The 14,329-nt window shown below is 65.0% G+C and carries 13 protein-coding genes and 1 tRNA gene; 5 read left to right on the top strand and 9 right to left on the bottom strand.

The window, feature by feature from the left end; all coding sequences use genetic code 11:
* Positions 1 to 14 precede the first annotated feature (14 nt).
* The 6 genes from grxC to TBD_RS12025 all read right to left on the bottom strand — a co-directional run bounded on the left by grxC (position 15) and on the right by TBD_RS12025 (position 5,984).
* Complete coding sequence (grxC, locus tag TBD_RS12050; protein WP_011312912.1) at positions 15 to 278, bottom strand: glutaredoxin 3; 264 nt, start codon at positions 276 to 278, stop codon at positions 15 to 17.
* A gap of 9 nt (positions 279 to 287) precedes the next feature.
* Positions 288 to 704 carry a rhodanese-like domain-containing protein gene (locus TBD_RS12045; protein ID WP_011312911.1) on the bottom strand — a complete coding sequence of 139 codons (417 nt, stop codon included), beginning with the start codon at positions 702 to 704 and terminating at the stop codon, positions 288 to 290.
* Positions 705 to 713: 9 nt separating this feature from the next.
* Entirely contained in the window at positions 714 to 932 is a 219-nt protein-coding gene (locus TBD_RS12040; protein ID WP_011312910.1) for a YgaP family membrane protein, read from the bottom strand.
* A 10-nt stretch (positions 933 to 942) separates the two neighbouring features.
* The gene (locus TBD_RS12035; RefSeq protein WP_011312909.1) at positions 943 to 4,140 is read right to left on the bottom strand and encodes an efflux RND transporter permease subunit; all 3,198 of its coding nucleotides are present in this window, start codon (positions 4,138 to 4,140) and stop codon (positions 943 to 945) included.
* 12 nt (positions 4,141 to 4,152) lie between these two features.
* Entirely contained in the window at positions 4,153 to 5,193 is a 1,041-nt protein-coding gene (locus TBD_RS12030) for an efflux RND transporter periplasmic adaptor subunit (RefSeq protein ID WP_011312908.1), read from the bottom strand.
* A 461-nt stretch (positions 5,194 to 5,654) separates the two neighbouring features.
* Positions 5,655 to 5,984 carry an ArsR/SmtB family transcription factor gene (locus TBD_RS12025; protein WP_011312907.1) on the bottom strand — a complete coding sequence of 110 codons (330 nt, stop codon included), beginning with the start codon at positions 5,982 to 5,984 and terminating at the stop codon, positions 5,655 to 5,657.
* Between the two features lie 159 nt (positions 5,985 to 6,143).
* Here TBD_RS12025 and gpmI point away from each other — a divergent pair, with 159 nt between their 5' ends.
* From gpmI to TBD_RS12000, 5 genes are all read left to right on the top strand, one after another.
* Entirely contained in the window at positions 6,144 to 7,685 is a 1,542-nt protein-coding gene (gpmI, locus tag TBD_RS12020; RefSeq protein WP_011312906.1) for a 2,3-bisphosphoglycerate-independent phosphoglycerate mutase, read from the top strand.
* Positions 7,686 to 7,742: 57 nt separating this feature from the next.
* A complete protein-coding gene (locus TBD_RS12015; protein ID WP_238376453.1) occupies positions 7,743 to 8,954 on the top strand; it encodes a murein hydrolase activator EnvC family protein in 1,212 nt (403 codons plus the stop codon).
* A 1-nt stretch (position 8,955) separates the two neighbouring features.
* Positions 8,956 to 10,362, top strand: coding sequence for a S41 family peptidase (locus tag TBD_RS12010; RefSeq protein ID WP_011312904.1), 1,407 nt, complete (start codon positions 8,956 to 8,958; stop codon positions 10,360 to 10,362).
* Positions 10,363 to 10,444: 82 nt separating this feature from the next.
* Positions 10,445 to 10,840 carry a hypothetical protein gene (locus TBD_RS12005; RefSeq protein WP_011312903.1) on the top strand — a complete coding sequence of 132 codons (396 nt, stop codon included), beginning with the start codon at positions 10,445 to 10,447 and terminating at the stop codon, positions 10,838 to 10,840.
* A 13-nt stretch (positions 10,841 to 10,853) separates the two neighbouring features.
* Complete coding sequence (locus tag TBD_RS12000; RefSeq protein WP_011312902.1) at positions 10,854 to 11,609, top strand: HesA/MoeB/ThiF family protein; 756 nt, start codon at positions 10,854 to 10,856, stop codon at positions 11,607 to 11,609.
* Here TBD_RS12000 and slmA read toward each other — a convergent pair.
* From slmA to rpoD, 3 genes are all read right to left on the bottom strand, one after another.
* Positions 11,583 to 12,197, bottom strand: a complete 615-nt coding sequence (slmA, locus tag TBD_RS11995; protein WP_011312901.1) for a nucleoid occlusion factor SlmA — start codon at positions 12,195 to 12,197, stop codon at positions 11,583 to 11,585. The two genes, TBD_RS12000 and slmA, sit on opposite strands and share 27 nt — an antisense overlap.
* A 48-nt stretch (positions 12,198 to 12,245) precedes the next feature.
* Positions 12,246 to 12,322 (bottom strand) — tRNA-Ile (locus tag TBD_RS11990).
* A gap of 33 nt (positions 12,323 to 12,355) precedes the next feature.
* Positions 12,356 to 14,326, bottom strand: coding sequence for an RNA polymerase sigma factor RpoD (gene rpoD, locus TBD_RS11985; RefSeq protein WP_011312900.1), 1,971 nt, complete (start codon positions 14,324 to 14,326; stop codon positions 12,356 to 12,358).
* Positions 14,327 to 14,329 lie beyond the last annotated feature (3 nt).

Below are 14,329 nucleotides of genomic sequence, written 5' to 3'. Positions count from 1 at the left end.
GCCCGCCGCTGCGGTCAGTCGCGCGCGAGCAACGGCAGCAGCTCGCCGGCCGCGTCGAGCGCGGAGGTGTCGTCGAAGCCGCCGACGTGGGTGTCGCCGATGAACACCTGGGGCACGGTACGGCGCCCGCCCGAGCGCTCGATCATCTCGTCCATGCGGGAGGGGTCGAGGTCGACGCGAATCTTTTCGATTTCGGCGACGCCGCGGCTTTTCAGCAGCCGCTCGGCGGCGACGCAATACGGGCAGACGGCGGTGCAGTACATCACGACTTTAGCCATGGGGGCTCCTTATTTCTGAGTGACCGGAAGATTGGCGCGTTCCCACGCGAGGATGCCGCCGGCCTGGTTGTACACGGATTCGAAACCGGCCTTCTTCAGGATGCGGCAGGCGTGCGCCGAGCGGTTGCCGCTGCGACAGGTGACGAGCACGGGCTTGTTCTTGTGCTTGTCGAGCTCGCTGAGCCGGCTCTGAAGCTGCCCGAGCGGGATGTGCTTGGCCTTCGGAATGTGGCCGGCCGCGTATTCCTTGTCTTCGCGCACGTCGAGGACGAGGGCGTCGTCGTTGAACAGCCGCGTCGCCTTGAGCGTGTCGGCCTGTTCGACGCCGGAAAGCGAGCCGCCGACGAAGGACCAGACGAGCATCGCGCCCGATATCAGCGCGAGGGCGACGAGCATCCAGTTGTCCTGCAGGAATTGCATGTCCATGAGGTCTTCCTACAGACCGCAGCCGGATTTGACGCCGGCTTTCTTCAGCATGGTGTCCATCGGACAGAAGCGGGTGAAACCGGACTGGAAAAGGTTGAAGCCGACGAAGGCCGTGAACCACAGCCACGACAGCGACGTCATGTCGACGCTGCCGGCCGCGTGGGCCAGCGCCAGCGACAGCATGATGAAGAAACCCGCGATGATGCGGACCAAGCGTTCAACGGTCATGGTGAAACTCCTAGGACAAGTGTTTGCGGTAATTCGCGGCGTAATAGAGCACGGGGATGACGCCCAGCGTCAGCAAGGTGGAGACGAAGATGCCAAAAATCAAGGATACCGCGAGGCCCGAGAAGATCGGGTCATCGAGAATGAAGAACGCACCGAGCATGGCCGCGAGGCCGGTCAGTACGATGGGTTTGGCGCGGGTCGCGCCGGCCTGGATCACGGCTTCCTGGAACGGCACCCCGGCAGCGGCCTGCTCGTTGATGAAATCGACGAGCAGGATCGAGTTGCGCACGATGATGCCGGCGAGCGCGATCATGCCGATCATCGACGTCGCGGTGAACTGGGCGCCGAGCAGCGCGTGTCCGGGCATCACGCCGATGACTGTGAGCGGAATCGGCGCCATGATGACGAGCGGCGTCAGGTAGCTCTTGAACTGCGCGACGACCAGCAGATAGATCAGCAACAGTCCGACCGCGTAGGCGATCCCCATGTCGCGGAAGGTTTCGTAGGTCACCTGCCACTCACCGTCCCATTTCAGGCTGAAACCGGCGTAGGGATCGGCGGGCTGGGTGATGAAATATTCGGCGAGGCTGCCGCCCTGTTCGAGCGCCTTGCCCTCGAGCGCGCCGCGCATGCCGAACAGGCCGTAGAGCGGGGAGTCGGTCTTGCCGCCGGTGTCGCCGAAGACGAAGACGACCGGCAGAAGATCCTTGTGATAAATCGTCTTCTCGCGCGCGCTCGGCAGCACCTCGACGAGCTCCGACAAGGGGACGAGGTTGCCGTTGGCGCCGCGCACGGTCAGCTTCAGCAGTTCGTCGATCTCGCTCTGGCGCTCGGGCGGCAGCGTGATGCGCACCGGGATCTCGTATTTGGCGCCGCTGCCGTGGATCGGCGTGACGTTCTCGCCCGAAAGCCCCATGCGCATCGCCGCAACCACGTCCTTCTGCGCAACGCCGGCGAGCGCTGCCTTGTTCTGCAGCACGCGCAGGACCAGCCGCTGGGCGTCGTCCTCGACCGTGTCGTCGATCGCGACGATGCCCTCGGTCTTCTCGAAAACGCCGCGCACCTGCTTGGCGACGGCGATCTGGGCCTCGTAGTCGGGGCCGTAGACTTCGGCGACGATCGGCGACATCACCGGCGGCCCGGGCGGCACTTCGACGACCTTGACGTCAGCGCCGTGACGCCGCGCTACGGCCTCGACCCGCGGGCGAACGGCCTGGGCGATCTCGTGGCTCTTGCGGTCGCGGTCGTGCTTGTCGACGAGGTTGACCTGCAGGTCGCCGACCTCGGGTCCGGCGCGCAGGTAATACTGGCGCACGAGGCCGTTGAAGTTGATCGGCGCGGCGGTGCCGGCGTAGGCCTGGTAGTCGGTGACTTCCGGCATCTCGGCGACCGCCGCGCCCATCTCGGCGAGGACTTGCGCGGTCTTTTCGAGCGGCGTGCCGACCGGCATGTCGACGACGATCTGGAATTCCGACTTGTTGTCGAAGGGCAGCATTTTCAGGATCACGAGCTGCACCGCCGGCAGCGCGACCGAGACCAGGATCGCGAGCGCGATCCCGAGCCACAGCTTGTTGCGCGCCCGCTTGCCGTCCGCGCCGCGCAGAAAAGGTGTCAGGCGCGTGCGGAAGAGCGCGTGCAGCCTGTCCTCGCCCGCGGTGTGCCCGGCGTGGGGGGCATTGCGGATAAGCTTGAGCGCGAGCCAGGGCGTGACGATGAAGGCGATCGCCAGCGAGATCAGCATGCCGATCGACGCGTTGATCGGAATCGGGCTCATGTACGGCCCCATGAGGCCGGTGACGAAGGCCATTGGCAGCAGCGCGGCGATCACGGTCAGCGTCGCGAGGATGGTCGGCCCGCCGACTTCGTCGACGGCGCGCGGAATGATCGCCTCCAGGCCGTCGTGGTCGAGGCTCATGCGGCGGTGGATGTTCTCGACGACGACGATGGCGTCGTCGACGAGGATGCCGATCGAGAAGATCAGCGCGAACAGCGACACGCGGTTCAGCGTGAACCCCCAGGCCCACGACGCGAACAGCGTCGCCGCGAGCGTCAGCAGCACGGCGGCGCCGACGATCAGCGCTTCGCGCTTGCCGAGCGCGAAGAGGACCAGCAGCACGACCGAGGCGGTCGCGAAAATCAGCTTCTGGATGAGCTTCTTCGCCTTGTCGTCAGCGGTCGCGCCATAGTTGCGCGTGACGCTCGCCTCGACCCCTTCGGGAAGTACGCTGTTCTGCAACGAGGCGACGCGCTCGATGACCTTTTGCGCGACGTCGACCGCGTTTTCGCCCGGTTTTTTCGAGACTGCGAGCGTGACGGCCGGGAAGGTCTGGCCGCTGTCGGCCTGGTGCGTGCCCCCGGCCCCCGGTCCGTGCCAGACATAGCGCGCCGGCTGATCGGCGCCGCCGACGACGCTCGCGATGTCGTTCATGTAGACCGGCCGGCCCTCGGCGACGCCGACCACGAGCTGCTTGACGTCGTCGACTCCGGAAAGAAAGGTGCCGGTCTGCACCAGGATCTCGCGGTTGTTCGACACCAGCGTTCCCGACGGCTGGGCGGCGTTCGACACCTGCAAGGCATCGCGGATGTCCTGCGCCGAGACGTCGAAGGCCGCCATGCGGTCGGGGTCCATCATCACCCGCACCGCGCGGCCGGGGCCGCCGACGGTCGTGACCTCGCGCGTTCCGGCGATGCGCTTCAATTCGATCTCGGCGGCGTGCGCGGCCTGCTCGAGTTCGTAGGCGGCGCGCTTGGGGTCGCGCGTCCACAGCGTCACGGTCACGATCGGCACGTCGTCGATGCCGAGCGGCTTGATGATCGGCTCGCCGACGCCGAGTTCGGGCGAGACCCAGTCGCGGTTGGCCTGGATCGTGTCGTAGAGCCGGACCAAGGCCTGGGTACGATCCTGGCCGACCAGATACTGCACGGTCAGGATCGCCATGCCCGGTTTCGACACCGAGTAGACGTGTTCGATGCCGGAAATCTGCGACAACACCTGCTCCGCGGGCGTGGCGACCAGGGCTTCGACGTCCTTCGCCGACGCACCGGGGAAGGGAATGAACACGTTGGCCATGGTCACGTTGATCTGCGGTTCCTCTTCCCGCGGCGTGACGAGGATGGCGAAGAGACCGAGCAGGGCCGCCATCAGGGCGATGAGCGGCGTCAGCTGCGAGGTGAGGAAGAAGCGGGCGACGCGTCCGGAGAGTCCCATGGCTGTCTGCGCTTATTTGGCCGATTTGTTGGCGGCGCTCTTGGCGTAGATCCCGGCCTTGATCGGCTCGAGCGCGATGATGTCGCCGGGATTGAGTCCCGCGAGCACTTCGACCTGGCCGCGCGCATTCGGCGTCCCGAGGCGCAGCTGGCGCAGGCTCACCCGCTCGCCGCTGACGACGTAGACGGCCGTGATCTCGGACCGGCGCACCAGCGCGGCGAGCGGGATCACGAGCTTGCGCGCGCTTCCGGTCGAGAAGTGCGCGCGCGCGAACATGCCGGGGATGACGCCGTCGACGTCGGCCGGCAGGTCGAGCCGCACCTTGACCGTGTGCGTCGCCGCGTCGGCCGAGGGGAGGACCGTGACGCCGACGGCGTCGATCCACTTGTTGAGCGAGGGGATTTCGACCGCGACGCGCGGCGCGGCCTTCACGGTGGCAAGCTTGTATTGCGGGATGTTGGCGACGACCCGCATGTCCTTGGGGTCGAAGCCGGTCATCAATGGCTTGCCGGGTGTCACCGTTTCACCGACCTCGACGTGGCGCGCCGCGACGACGCCCGAATACGGCGCGCGGATCACGGTGTAGCCGCGTACCGCGGAAGACTCGCCGGCCCCGGCGCGGGCTGCGCGCGCCGCTGCCTCGGCGGCGCGGAACTCGGCGGTGGCGCGGTCGAGCGCGGCCTGGCTGATGAATCGCTGGCGGAACAGCTGCTGCTGGCGCTCGTAATTGGCACGTGCATTGGCGAGCGCCGCCGCGGCTTCCGCGACCTGTGCCTGGCTGCCGGCAACGGCCGACGAGAGCTCCTGCGCCGACAGCCGCACGAGCACCGTGCCCGCCTTGACGTAATCGCCGGCGTCGAAGTTGACCGCTGCAACCCGGCCGGAAACCTGCGCGGCGAGCGTCGACTGTTTGACCGCTTCTACGCTCGCTTCGGTGCTGTAGCCGCTGTCCGCGACCTGATATTTGACCGGCGCAACCGCGAACGGTAGTGCCCCCCAGGCGGAAGGCGAGAGCAGGAGGGCGCAGACCAGTAGACGAACGGGACTCAGCACGGGCAAATCTCCAGGCAATTCATTAAAGTATCCGTCGATTCCGGAAGATTCAAAGGCTCGAAGCTGCGTAGGCCCGCGGTATGCGTGGAATCGGTAGGGCGGAGGAAAGGCCGTGTTCGCCGGTGCGGCGATCGGCCGGCGGGATGGCGCGCAGAATCAAGCATGACGCGCGTCGATGGAGTCCGTGAGTGAGTCAGTCGCATGCATCCCGATCGATTGAGCCGGGCCCGAGAGCTTTGCCCAAGGTTCCGGAGTCAGGCGATTATATCCGCTGCGTTCCGCCGGGAGCTTGGCGACGCGTGCAGAAAATCCGGGTGCTGGGACAATGCGTCGTGTTCACGGGGCCTTGTCGCCGGCGTCGCGTATCCGACGGCATGACGGTGTCGAGCTGGCTATTCAGGCCGGGTCAGCGTGCCGGGCGAGCAAACGCGGAGAAGTCGAAGAGGGTGCAGATGCCGGGTTTATTTGGTGAAACCGCAGAACACGTCGCGCATCATGCCCAACAGCTTGAGCGTGCGCGTATCGCCCACGCGGTAGAACACACGGTTGGCGTCCTTGCGCGTCCGCAGGACGCCCTTGTCGCGCAGGATCGCAAGGTGTTGCGAGATATTGCTTTGCGAGGTACCGACGTGGTCGACGATGTCCTGGACGCTGACTTCCTTGTCGCCGAGCACGCAAAGAATCTTGAGCCGCAGCGGATGGGACATGGCCTTCATCGCACGCGAGGCCTGCTCGATGTGCTCGTCCTTGTCCAGGAGATCCACTTCATCCCACTCAGCTGCCATATTCATTCCCTCGATCCTTGGGTCCCGCAGGCGCGGTCTGGAGGCTTGTCCCCACGCGCTTGCGCGCCACATTTCCCGCGACTTTGGCGGTCGCGTATAGATTAGCAATCACGCATATATTAAAATAATTCCTTGTAAACGAGTCAGGTAATAACGAACTTTTTCATGAAAGCCCTGCCGGTTCTCCTCATCATCCTCGACGGGTTTGGCTGCCGCGACGAACGCGCGAACAATGCGATTGCACAGGCCAACAAGCCGAATTGGGACCGGCTCTGGAAGCACCATCCGCACACCCTCATCCACGCCTCCGAGTCGGAGGTCGGGCTGCCGAAGGGGCAGATGGGCAATTCCGAGGTCGGCCATCTCAATATCGGGGCGGGGCGGGTCGTGTACCAGGAATTCACCCGCATCGACCGCGCGATCGAGTCGGGTTACTTCTACACCAACCCGGCCTTGCTGAACGCCGTGCATCTGGCGCGCGACAACGGCAAGACCCTGCACGTCCTGGGCCTGCTGTCGGACGGCGGCGTGCACAGCCACGAGTTGCATTTCCATGCCCTGCTCGATCTGGCCGCGCGCGAGGGGCTCAGCAAGGTCTGCCTGCACGTGTTTCTCGATGGCCGCGACACGCCGCCCAAGAGCGCCGAACTCTACCTGCGCCGCCTGACCGACAAGATAGCGCAGGCCGGGGTCGGTCATGTTGCGTCGATGATCGGCCGCTACTTTGCGATGGACCGCGATCGTCGTTGGCAACGTGTGAAATCGGCCTACGACCTCCTGACTCAAGGCGCGGCCGAGTTCAGCGCCGGGTCTGCACAGGCCGGACTCGAAGCGGCCTACGCGCGCGGCGAGACCGACGAGTTCGTCAAGGCGACCGCGATCGTGCCGGCCGACGGCAGGCCGGTGACGATGGAGGACGGCGATTCGGTCATTTTCCTGAATTTCCGCTCCGACCGCGCACGCCAATTGTCGCGACCTTTCATCGAGCCCGACTTCAGCGAGTTCGAGCGTGAACGCACGCCGCGTCTGGCGACCTACTGCACGCTGACCGGCTACAGCGACGATTTCGACGTGTCGGTCGCGTTCCCTCCCGAACGCATCAAGAACGGGCTCGGCGAATACGTCGCCAACCTCGGGCTGCGCCAGTTGCGCATCGCCGAGACCGAGAAGTATCCGCACGTGACCTTCTTCTTCAACGGTGGCGAGGAAGTGTCGTTCCCGGGCGAGGACCGCATCCTCGTGTCGTCGCCGGACGTCGCGACCTATGATCTCAAGCCTGAGATGAGTGCCTTCGAGGTAACGGAAAAGCTGCTCGCCGCGATCGGCAGCAAGCAGTACGACCTCATCGTCTGCAACTACGCCAATCCCGACATGGTCGGCCACACCGGCAATCTCGAGGCGGCGATCAAGGCGATCGAGACCGTCGACACCTGCCTCGGCCGCGTCGTCGAGGCGCAGCTCGCCCGCGGCGGCGAGGTCCTGATCACGGCTGACCACGGCAACGCCGAACTCATGCTCGACGCCGAAACCGGCCAGGCGCACACCGCACACACCATGAATCTCGTGCCCGTGATCTTCGTCGGCCGTCGCCACGCGAGTCTGGCCGAGACCGGGGCTCTGGAGGACGTCAGCCCGACGCTGCTCAGAATGATGGGTCTGCCGCAGCCACCCGAAATGAGCGGGGAATCGCTGCTTGCGTTCGAGTAAACGCGCGGCCCTTCGAGTAAGCGCGCGAGGGTGAACGGAAAACGCTTCCTCATCCTGTTGCTGCTCTGCCTGCCGCTGTACGCCGCGGCCGATCAGGCCAGCCGCAAGCGGTCCGAGCTCGACGCACTCAAGCAGCGCCTGCAGACGCTTCAGCAGCAATTCCGGGATACGCAGGCCGACCGCAAGGAGGCGGTCGATGCGCTGCGGGACTCCGAACGCGCCATCAGCAGCGGCGTGCGCCAGTTGCGTGAGCTCGATCAGAAGCGCGCCCAGGCACACGGCGAACTGCAGAAGCTCGGCGCGCAGGCGCGGCTGACCGCGGATCGTGTGACGGAACAACAGGAGCGCCTGGCGCATGTGCTCAAGAGCGCCTATCGGCGCGGCCAGGGCGACCCGCTCAAACTCGTGCTCAACGGTGGCGATCCGAACCAGGCCGCGCGCGACCTGCGTTATCTTTCCCACGTCTCGCGCGCCCGTCACGCGATGATCGCGACGCTGCGGGCCGATCTCGCGCAGCTCGCGATGCTCGAGCAGCAGGCGGCGGAAAAGACGAGCGAGCTGACCGAGCTACAGGCCGCACGCGAGGCCGAGCAGCGCAAGCTTGTGGCTGACAAGCAGGCGCGCGAGCAGACGCTGCAGAAGCTCTCGCTTCAGATACAGCAACAGCGTCGCGAAATTTCCAATCTCAAGCGCGACGAGCGCAACCTGACCCGACTCGTGCAGCGCCTCAACCGTGTCATGGCTGAGCAGGCCGCGCGCGAGGCGGCACGGAAGCGCGCGGCGCGGAAGAGCGCGCCCTCGACAGCCGAATCGTCCCGGTCGCGGCGACCGCTCGGCGTCAATACCGAAACGCCGGTCGCGTTCGAGTCGGATCGGCCGTTCTCCCGGCTCAAGGGATCGCTGCACCTTCCAGTCGCCGGGGAACTGATGAACCGTTTTGGTGCTCCGAGAGAAGGCGGCGGGACGAGCTGGAAAGGCATCTTCATCCGTGCCGCGCAAGGTAGCGCCGTGAAGGCGATTGCGGCCGGCCAGGTCGTTTTCGCCGAGTGGTTGCGAGGGTTCGGCAACCTCATCATCGTCGACCACGGCGAGGGCTACATGAGCCTGTACAGCAATAATGAAAGTCTGTATAAGCAGGTGGGCGAGCGGGTTAAACCCGGCGATCCTATCGCCGCGGTGGGCAACAGCGGGGGCCAACCGGACTCCGGCCTGTACTTTGAAATGCGGCATCAGAGCCGCCCTGTTAATCCCCTCGGGTGGGTGAAGTGAGATGACACAGAAGTCGAAATTCGTTCTCGTCGGTGTGGCCGGCGTGCTGGCGGGCGCTGCCCTCACGCTCAATCTTTCGGCGATCGCCGACAAGGAGGCCGGGGCGCCGCTGCCAATCGAGGAGTTGCGCGCATTCACCGACGTGTTCGCGCGGGTCAAGAACGACTACGTCGAGCCGGTCGAGGACAAGAAACTCATCACCGAGGCGATCAACGGCATGCTGACCGGCCTCGATCCGCACTCCGCCTATCTCGACGTCGAGGGATTCAAGGACCTGCAGGTCGGGACCCAGGGCGAATTCGGCGGGCTGGGCATCGAAGTCGGGATGGAAGAGGGCTTCATCAAGGTCGTTTCGCCGATCGAGGATACGCCCGCATTCAAGGCCGGCGTGAAGCCCGGCGACCTCATCGTCAAGCTCGACGACACCCCGGTGAAGGGCATGGCGCTCAACGACGCCGTCAAGCGCATGCGCGGCAAGCCGGGTTCGAAAATCCGGCTCACCGTCGCGCGCAAGGGCGTCGACAAACCGATCGTGCTGACGCTCACGCGCGCGATCATCAAGATCCGCAGCGTCAAGTCGAAGCTCATGGAAAGCGGCTACGGCTATGTGCGTGTCACCCAGTTCCAGGAGCACACCGGGGAACTGCTGGCGGAAGCCCTGAACGCGCTGTACAAGAACAACAAGGCGCCGCTCAAGGGCCTCATCCTCGACCTGCGCAACGACCCCGGCGGTCTTCTCAACGGCGCGGTCGCCGTCACCGCAGCGTTCGTCAAGCCCGACGCACTCGTCGTCTACACCGAGGGGCGCACGCCGGATGCCAAGATGCAGCTCACCGCGCGCCGCGAAAACTATCTGCGCCCGATGCAGGCGGACTACCTGAAGAACCTGCCGCAGGGCGTGAAACAGGTGCCAATGGTCGTGCTCGTCAACAGCGGCTCGGCGTCGGCCTCGGAGATCGTGGCCGGCGCGCTGCAGGACCACAAGCGCGCCGTGGTCATGGGCACGCGCACCTTCGGCAAGGGCTCGGTGCAGACCATCCTGCCGCTCGGCAACGGCACCGCGATCAAGCTCACGACCGCCCGCTATTTCACGCCGAACGGGCGCTCGATCCAGGCCAAAGGCATCGAACCCGACATCGTCGTCGAGGATCCGAGCATGCCGTCGGAAGACGACGGCCTCGGCATCCGCGAGGCCGACCTCGCCAAGCACCTGGCCAATCCTTCCGACAAGGAGGGTACGTCCATCGTCGTGCCGGCCGACGACGAGGCCGGGCCCGCGGAGCAGCCCTCGCGGGAAAGAAAGCCGCTCGCACCGCTCGAACCCGGTGAAATCGTGTCCAAGAACGATTTCCAGGTCAATCAGGCGCTGAACCTGCTGAAAGGCCTGCAGATTCTCCAGGCGCACTGAGGCTGTCGACCTGCCGGCGCGTTCCCTGCCGGCAGCGTCCAACGCGGCTATACTGCATCTCACTAGTCTGTCGGGCCTGGGCATGCGACCGTGTGATCTGGAGAAAAATCGGGAAATCGTCTTCCATTCCCTGCCGCCCGGCCAGGTCGAACGCGCGCGGGTCCTGCTCGAAGGACTCGAAGGGCTGCAAGTCGTCATGGAGGCCGAGCGCAATCGGCTGCTCGTGACCTACCACGTCTGCGAATACACGCTCGAGGGTTTGGAAACGGCCCTCTCCAGTCAGGGCTTTCATCTCGACAACAGCCTGCTCAGCAGGCTCCGGCGCGCGCTTGCGTACTTCTGTGAAAGCGTGCAGCGGCGCAACGTCGCGGCCGACGAGCCGGAGGCGAAATCGCAGCAGGCCTTCATGCGGGTGTACGAACTTCATCTTCACGGGGACCGCGACGACACGCCGGAGGAGTGGCGCGGGTACAAGTAAGCCCGGGTTCTCGATGGAGCTGAACGACGATCTGCTGCTGCGCTACAGCCGGCACATCCTCCTGCCTGAACTGGGTGTGACCGGCCAGATGCAGATCTCGGCCGCTTCGGTGCTCGTCGTCGGCGCCGGCGGCCTGGGTTGTCCGGTCGCGCTCTACCTCGGTGCCGCCGGCGTAGGACGACTCGTTCTGGCCGACGGCGACCGCGTCGACCTGAGCAACCTGCAGCGCCAGATCGGACACGGCAGCGCCGCCATCGGCGAGAACAAGGCAGAATCTCTTGCCCGCAGCGTGCAGGCGATCAATCCGACGATCGAAGTCGACGCACGCGGCGAAGCGCTTGCCGGCGCCGCGCTCGAGGCGGCGGTCGCGCAGGTCGACGTCGTCGTCGACGCCTCCGACAACTTCGCCACCCGCCACGCAGTCAATGCGGCGTGCGTGCGCTTCGGCAAGCCGCTCGTGTCGGGCGCGGCCATCGGCTTTTCGGGGCAGCTCGCGGTGTTCGCCCCAGGCCGCGCCGGCAGCCCCTGCTACCACTGCCTGTTTCCGGACGAAGCCGGCGAGCCGGAATTGCGCTGTGCCGAGGCCGGCGTGTTCTCCCCGCTCGTCGGCGTAATCGGCGCGATGCAGGCGTCCGAAGTTCTGAAGTTGTTGGCCGGCGTCGGCGACCCTCTTGTCGGCCGGCTGCTGTTGTGGGACGGCTTGCGCAGCGACGCCCGCGTCATGAAACTGCGCCGCGATCCCCTATGCCCGGTCTGTCGCTCGCGCTGAACCTGTAGACGCGGCGTCTGCGAGCAGGTGTGACAGCATGAACGCGACGTCGCCCTCGGGGCCGCGCGTGAAGCCGCTCTTCGCGTATTGGTGCCAACGACCCACGACCAGACAGAGCAGCAGATTGGCGAGCGGTGCGCTCGCATTCGCCAGCCTGTCGCCGCCGAGACGCAGGCACTGCCGTAACTGCGCTTCGATCCGGTCCTGCAGTTGATTGATGCGCTTTTGCAGGCGCGTGTTTTCGTGGACCAGCGCCTCGCCGATCAGCACGCGTGTCATCCCGGGATTTTTCGTCGCGAAGCTCAGGAGCGTGACGAGGATGGCTTCGACCTGGGCAGGCGGCGAATGCGTGTCGGCAACGATGCGCGCGATCAGGCCGAAAAGCGTCTGCTCGATGAATTCGATCAGCCCTTCGTACATTTGCGCCTTGCTGGAAAAATGACGATAGAGTGCAGCTTCCGACACTCCGACCCGCGCGGCGAGTGCCGCCGTGGTGATTTTCTCCGGCTGTGGTTCCTGAAGCATCGTCGCGAGCGCCTGCAGGATCTGCAGACGTCGCTCGCCGTTTCTTCTGACTTCCCCTTCCATCCGCTACCCCCTTTTTTATCGGGGTGATTATCGCCGATGCCGGGTGAATGGTGGGTCTGCACGGACTTGAACCGTGGACCAAGGGATTATGAGTCCCCTGCTCTAACCAGCTGAGCTACAGACCCGAAAACGTGGAAGCCCCGCCGGGCGGCGGGGCTTTACTGTTCGCCGCTGCCGACGAAGCTCTTCAGCTTTTCGGAGCGGGTCGGATGGCGCAGCTTGCGCAGGGCCTTCGCTTCGATCTGCCGAATGCGCTCGCGGGTCACGTCGAACTGCTTGCCGACTTCCTCGAGTGTGTGGTCGGTGTTCATCTCGATACCGAAGCGCATGCGCAGGACCTTGGCTTCGCGCGAGGTCAGGCTGTCGAGCACCTCCCGCGTGGCGTCGCGCAGGTTGGCGTAGATCGCGGAGTCGTCGGGCGAGAGCGTGCTCGCGTCCTCGATGAAGTCGCCGAGATGGGAATCCTCGTCGTCGCCGATCGGTGTCTCCATCGAGATCGGCTCCTTCGCGATCTTCATGATCTTGCGGATCTTGTCTTCCGGCATTTCCATCTTGATCGCGAGCGTCGCGGGGTCCGGCTCGATGCCCGTTTCCTGCAGAATCTGCCGGCTGATCCGGTTCATCTTGTTGATCGTCTCGATCATGTGTACCGGGATGCGGATCGTGCGGGCCTGGTCCGCGATCGAGCGCGTGATCGCCTGCCGGATCCACCAGGTCGCGTAGGTCGAGAACTTGTAGCCGCGGCGGTATTCGAATTTGTCCACGGCCTTCATGAGGCCGATGTTGCCTTCCTGGATCAGGTCGAGGAACTGCAGGCCGCGGTTGGTGTACTTCTTCGCGATCGAGATCACCAGCCGCAGGTTCGCCTCGATCATCTCGCGCTTCGCGCGCCGCGCCTTGGCTTCGCCGGTCGACATCTGCTTGTTGATGTCCTTGAGATTCTTGATCGGCAGGCCGACCCGGTCCTGCATCGCGATCAAGGCCTCCTGGTGCGCCTTGACCTCGTACTGGACTTTCGAGAGCGTCGAGCAGTAGGCTTTCTTGGCGGCGATTTCCCTGTCCAGCCAGGCGAGATTGGTCTCGTTGCCGGGGAAGGCCTTGATGAAGTGCGCCCGCGGCATGCCCGAGCGGTTTACGCAAAACTCCATGATCTTGCGCTCGTGCGAGCGCACTTCTTCGACCGCGCTGCGGATCTGCTCGCAAAGGTTGTCCACCTGGCGCACCGAGAAGCGGATCGCCATCAGCAGTTCGGTGACTTCGGCCTGTGCCTTCATGTGCTGCGCGCTGCCGAGTCCATATTTGACGTGGGCGTTCTGCGCCTTTTTGTAGGCCTTGCGGATGTAGTCGAACTGCGCGAGCGCCTCGGCCTTGAGTTGCGCAAGGTTGGCGGCGGCCACGGCGGCGCTCGCGTCCTCGTCGTCCTCGTCGGTTTCATCGTCGCCCGCCGCGGTTTCCTCCTCGGCGGCAGCTTCGGTTTCCGCCTCGACGAAACCATCGATCAACTCGTCGATGCGCAGTTCGTCCTTCTCGACCTGGGCCGCCATGTCGAGGATCTGCTGGATCGTCAGCGGGCACGACGAAATCGCCTGCACCATATGGCGCAGGCCTTCCTCGATGCGCTTCGCGATCTCGATTTCGCCCTCGCGCGTGAGCAGGTCGACCGAGCCCATTTCGCGCATGTACATGCGCACGGGGTCGGTCGTCCGCCCGAATTCGGAATCGACCGTCGTCAGCGCCTGCTCGGCCTCTGCGACGACGTCCTCGTCCGCGACAGCCGGCGCCGCTTCCTGCATGAGCAGCGTCTCGGCGTCCGGCGCTTCGTCGTAGACCTGAATGCCCATGTCGTTGATCATGCTGATCACGCCTTCGATCTGGTCGGCGTCCAGCACCTCGTCGGGCAGGTGATCGTTGATCTCGGCGTACGTCAGAAAGCCGCGCTCCTTGCCCAGAATGATGAGATTCTTCAGCTGGGTACGGCGTGCCTCGGCCTCGACGGGCGTCAACTCCTTCAGGGGGAGCAGTGCCTCGGGTTTCTTGGCGCCGCCGCCGGGTTTTCTTCCACGTACAGCCACAGGCTTTTCTCCGCTTATGTTTTCCGTTACGCTATGGACCGCGCCGGAAAAAATCATTCA

This window comes from Thiobacillus denitrificans ATCC 25259, assembly GCF_000012745.1.
In the GTDB taxonomy this organism is placed as follows: domain Bacteria; phylum Pseudomonadota; class Gammaproteobacteria; order Burkholderiales; family Thiobacillaceae; genus Thiobacillus; species Thiobacillus denitrificans_B.
This window is presented reverse-complemented; position numbering and strand designations above follow the sequence as displayed.

Bases quoted from the DNA above. Each gene is read 5' to 3' on its own strand.
- TBD_RS12035 (WP_011312909.1), bottom strand. From the start codon at position 4,140: ATGGGACTCTCCGGACGCGTCGCCCGCTTCTTCCTCACCTCGCAGCTG.
- rpoD (WP_011312900.1), bottom strand. From the start codon at position 14,326: ATGATTTTTTCCGGCGCGGTCCATAGCGTAACGGAAAACATAAGCGGA.
- TBD_RS12000 (WP_011312902.1), top strand. From the start codon at position 10,854: ATGGAGCTGAACGACGATCTGCTGCTGCGCTACAGCCGGCACATCCTC.
- grxC (WP_011312912.1), bottom strand. From the start codon at position 278: ATGGCTAAAGTCGTGATGTACTGCACCGCCGTCTGCCCGTATTGCGTC.
- TBD_RS12010 (WP_011312904.1), top strand. From the start codon at position 8,956: ATGACACAGAAGTCGAAATTCGTTCTCGTCGGTGTGGCCGGCGTGCTG.
- TBD_RS12040 (WP_011312910.1), bottom strand. From the start codon at position 932: ATGACCGTTGAACGCTTGGTCCGCATCATCGCGGGTTTCTTCATCATG.
- gpmI (WP_011312906.1), top strand. From the start codon at position 6,144: ATGAAAGCCCTGCCGGTTCTCCTCATCATCCTCGACGGGTTTGGCTGC.
- TBD_RS12025 (WP_011312907.1), bottom strand. From the start codon at position 5,984: ATGAATATGGCAGCTGAGTGGGATGAAGTGGATCTCCTGGACAAGGAC.
- slmA (WP_011312901.1), bottom strand. From the start codon at position 12,197: ATGGAAGGGGAAGTCAGAAGAAACGGCGAGCGACGTCTGCAGATCCTG.
- TBD_RS12005 (WP_011312903.1), top strand. From the start codon at position 10,445: ATGCGACCGTGTGATCTGGAGAAAAATCGGGAAATCGTCTTCCATTCC.
- TBD_RS12045 (WP_011312911.1), bottom strand. From the start codon at position 704: ATGGACATGCAATTCCTGCAGGACAACTGGATGCTCGTCGCCCTCGCG.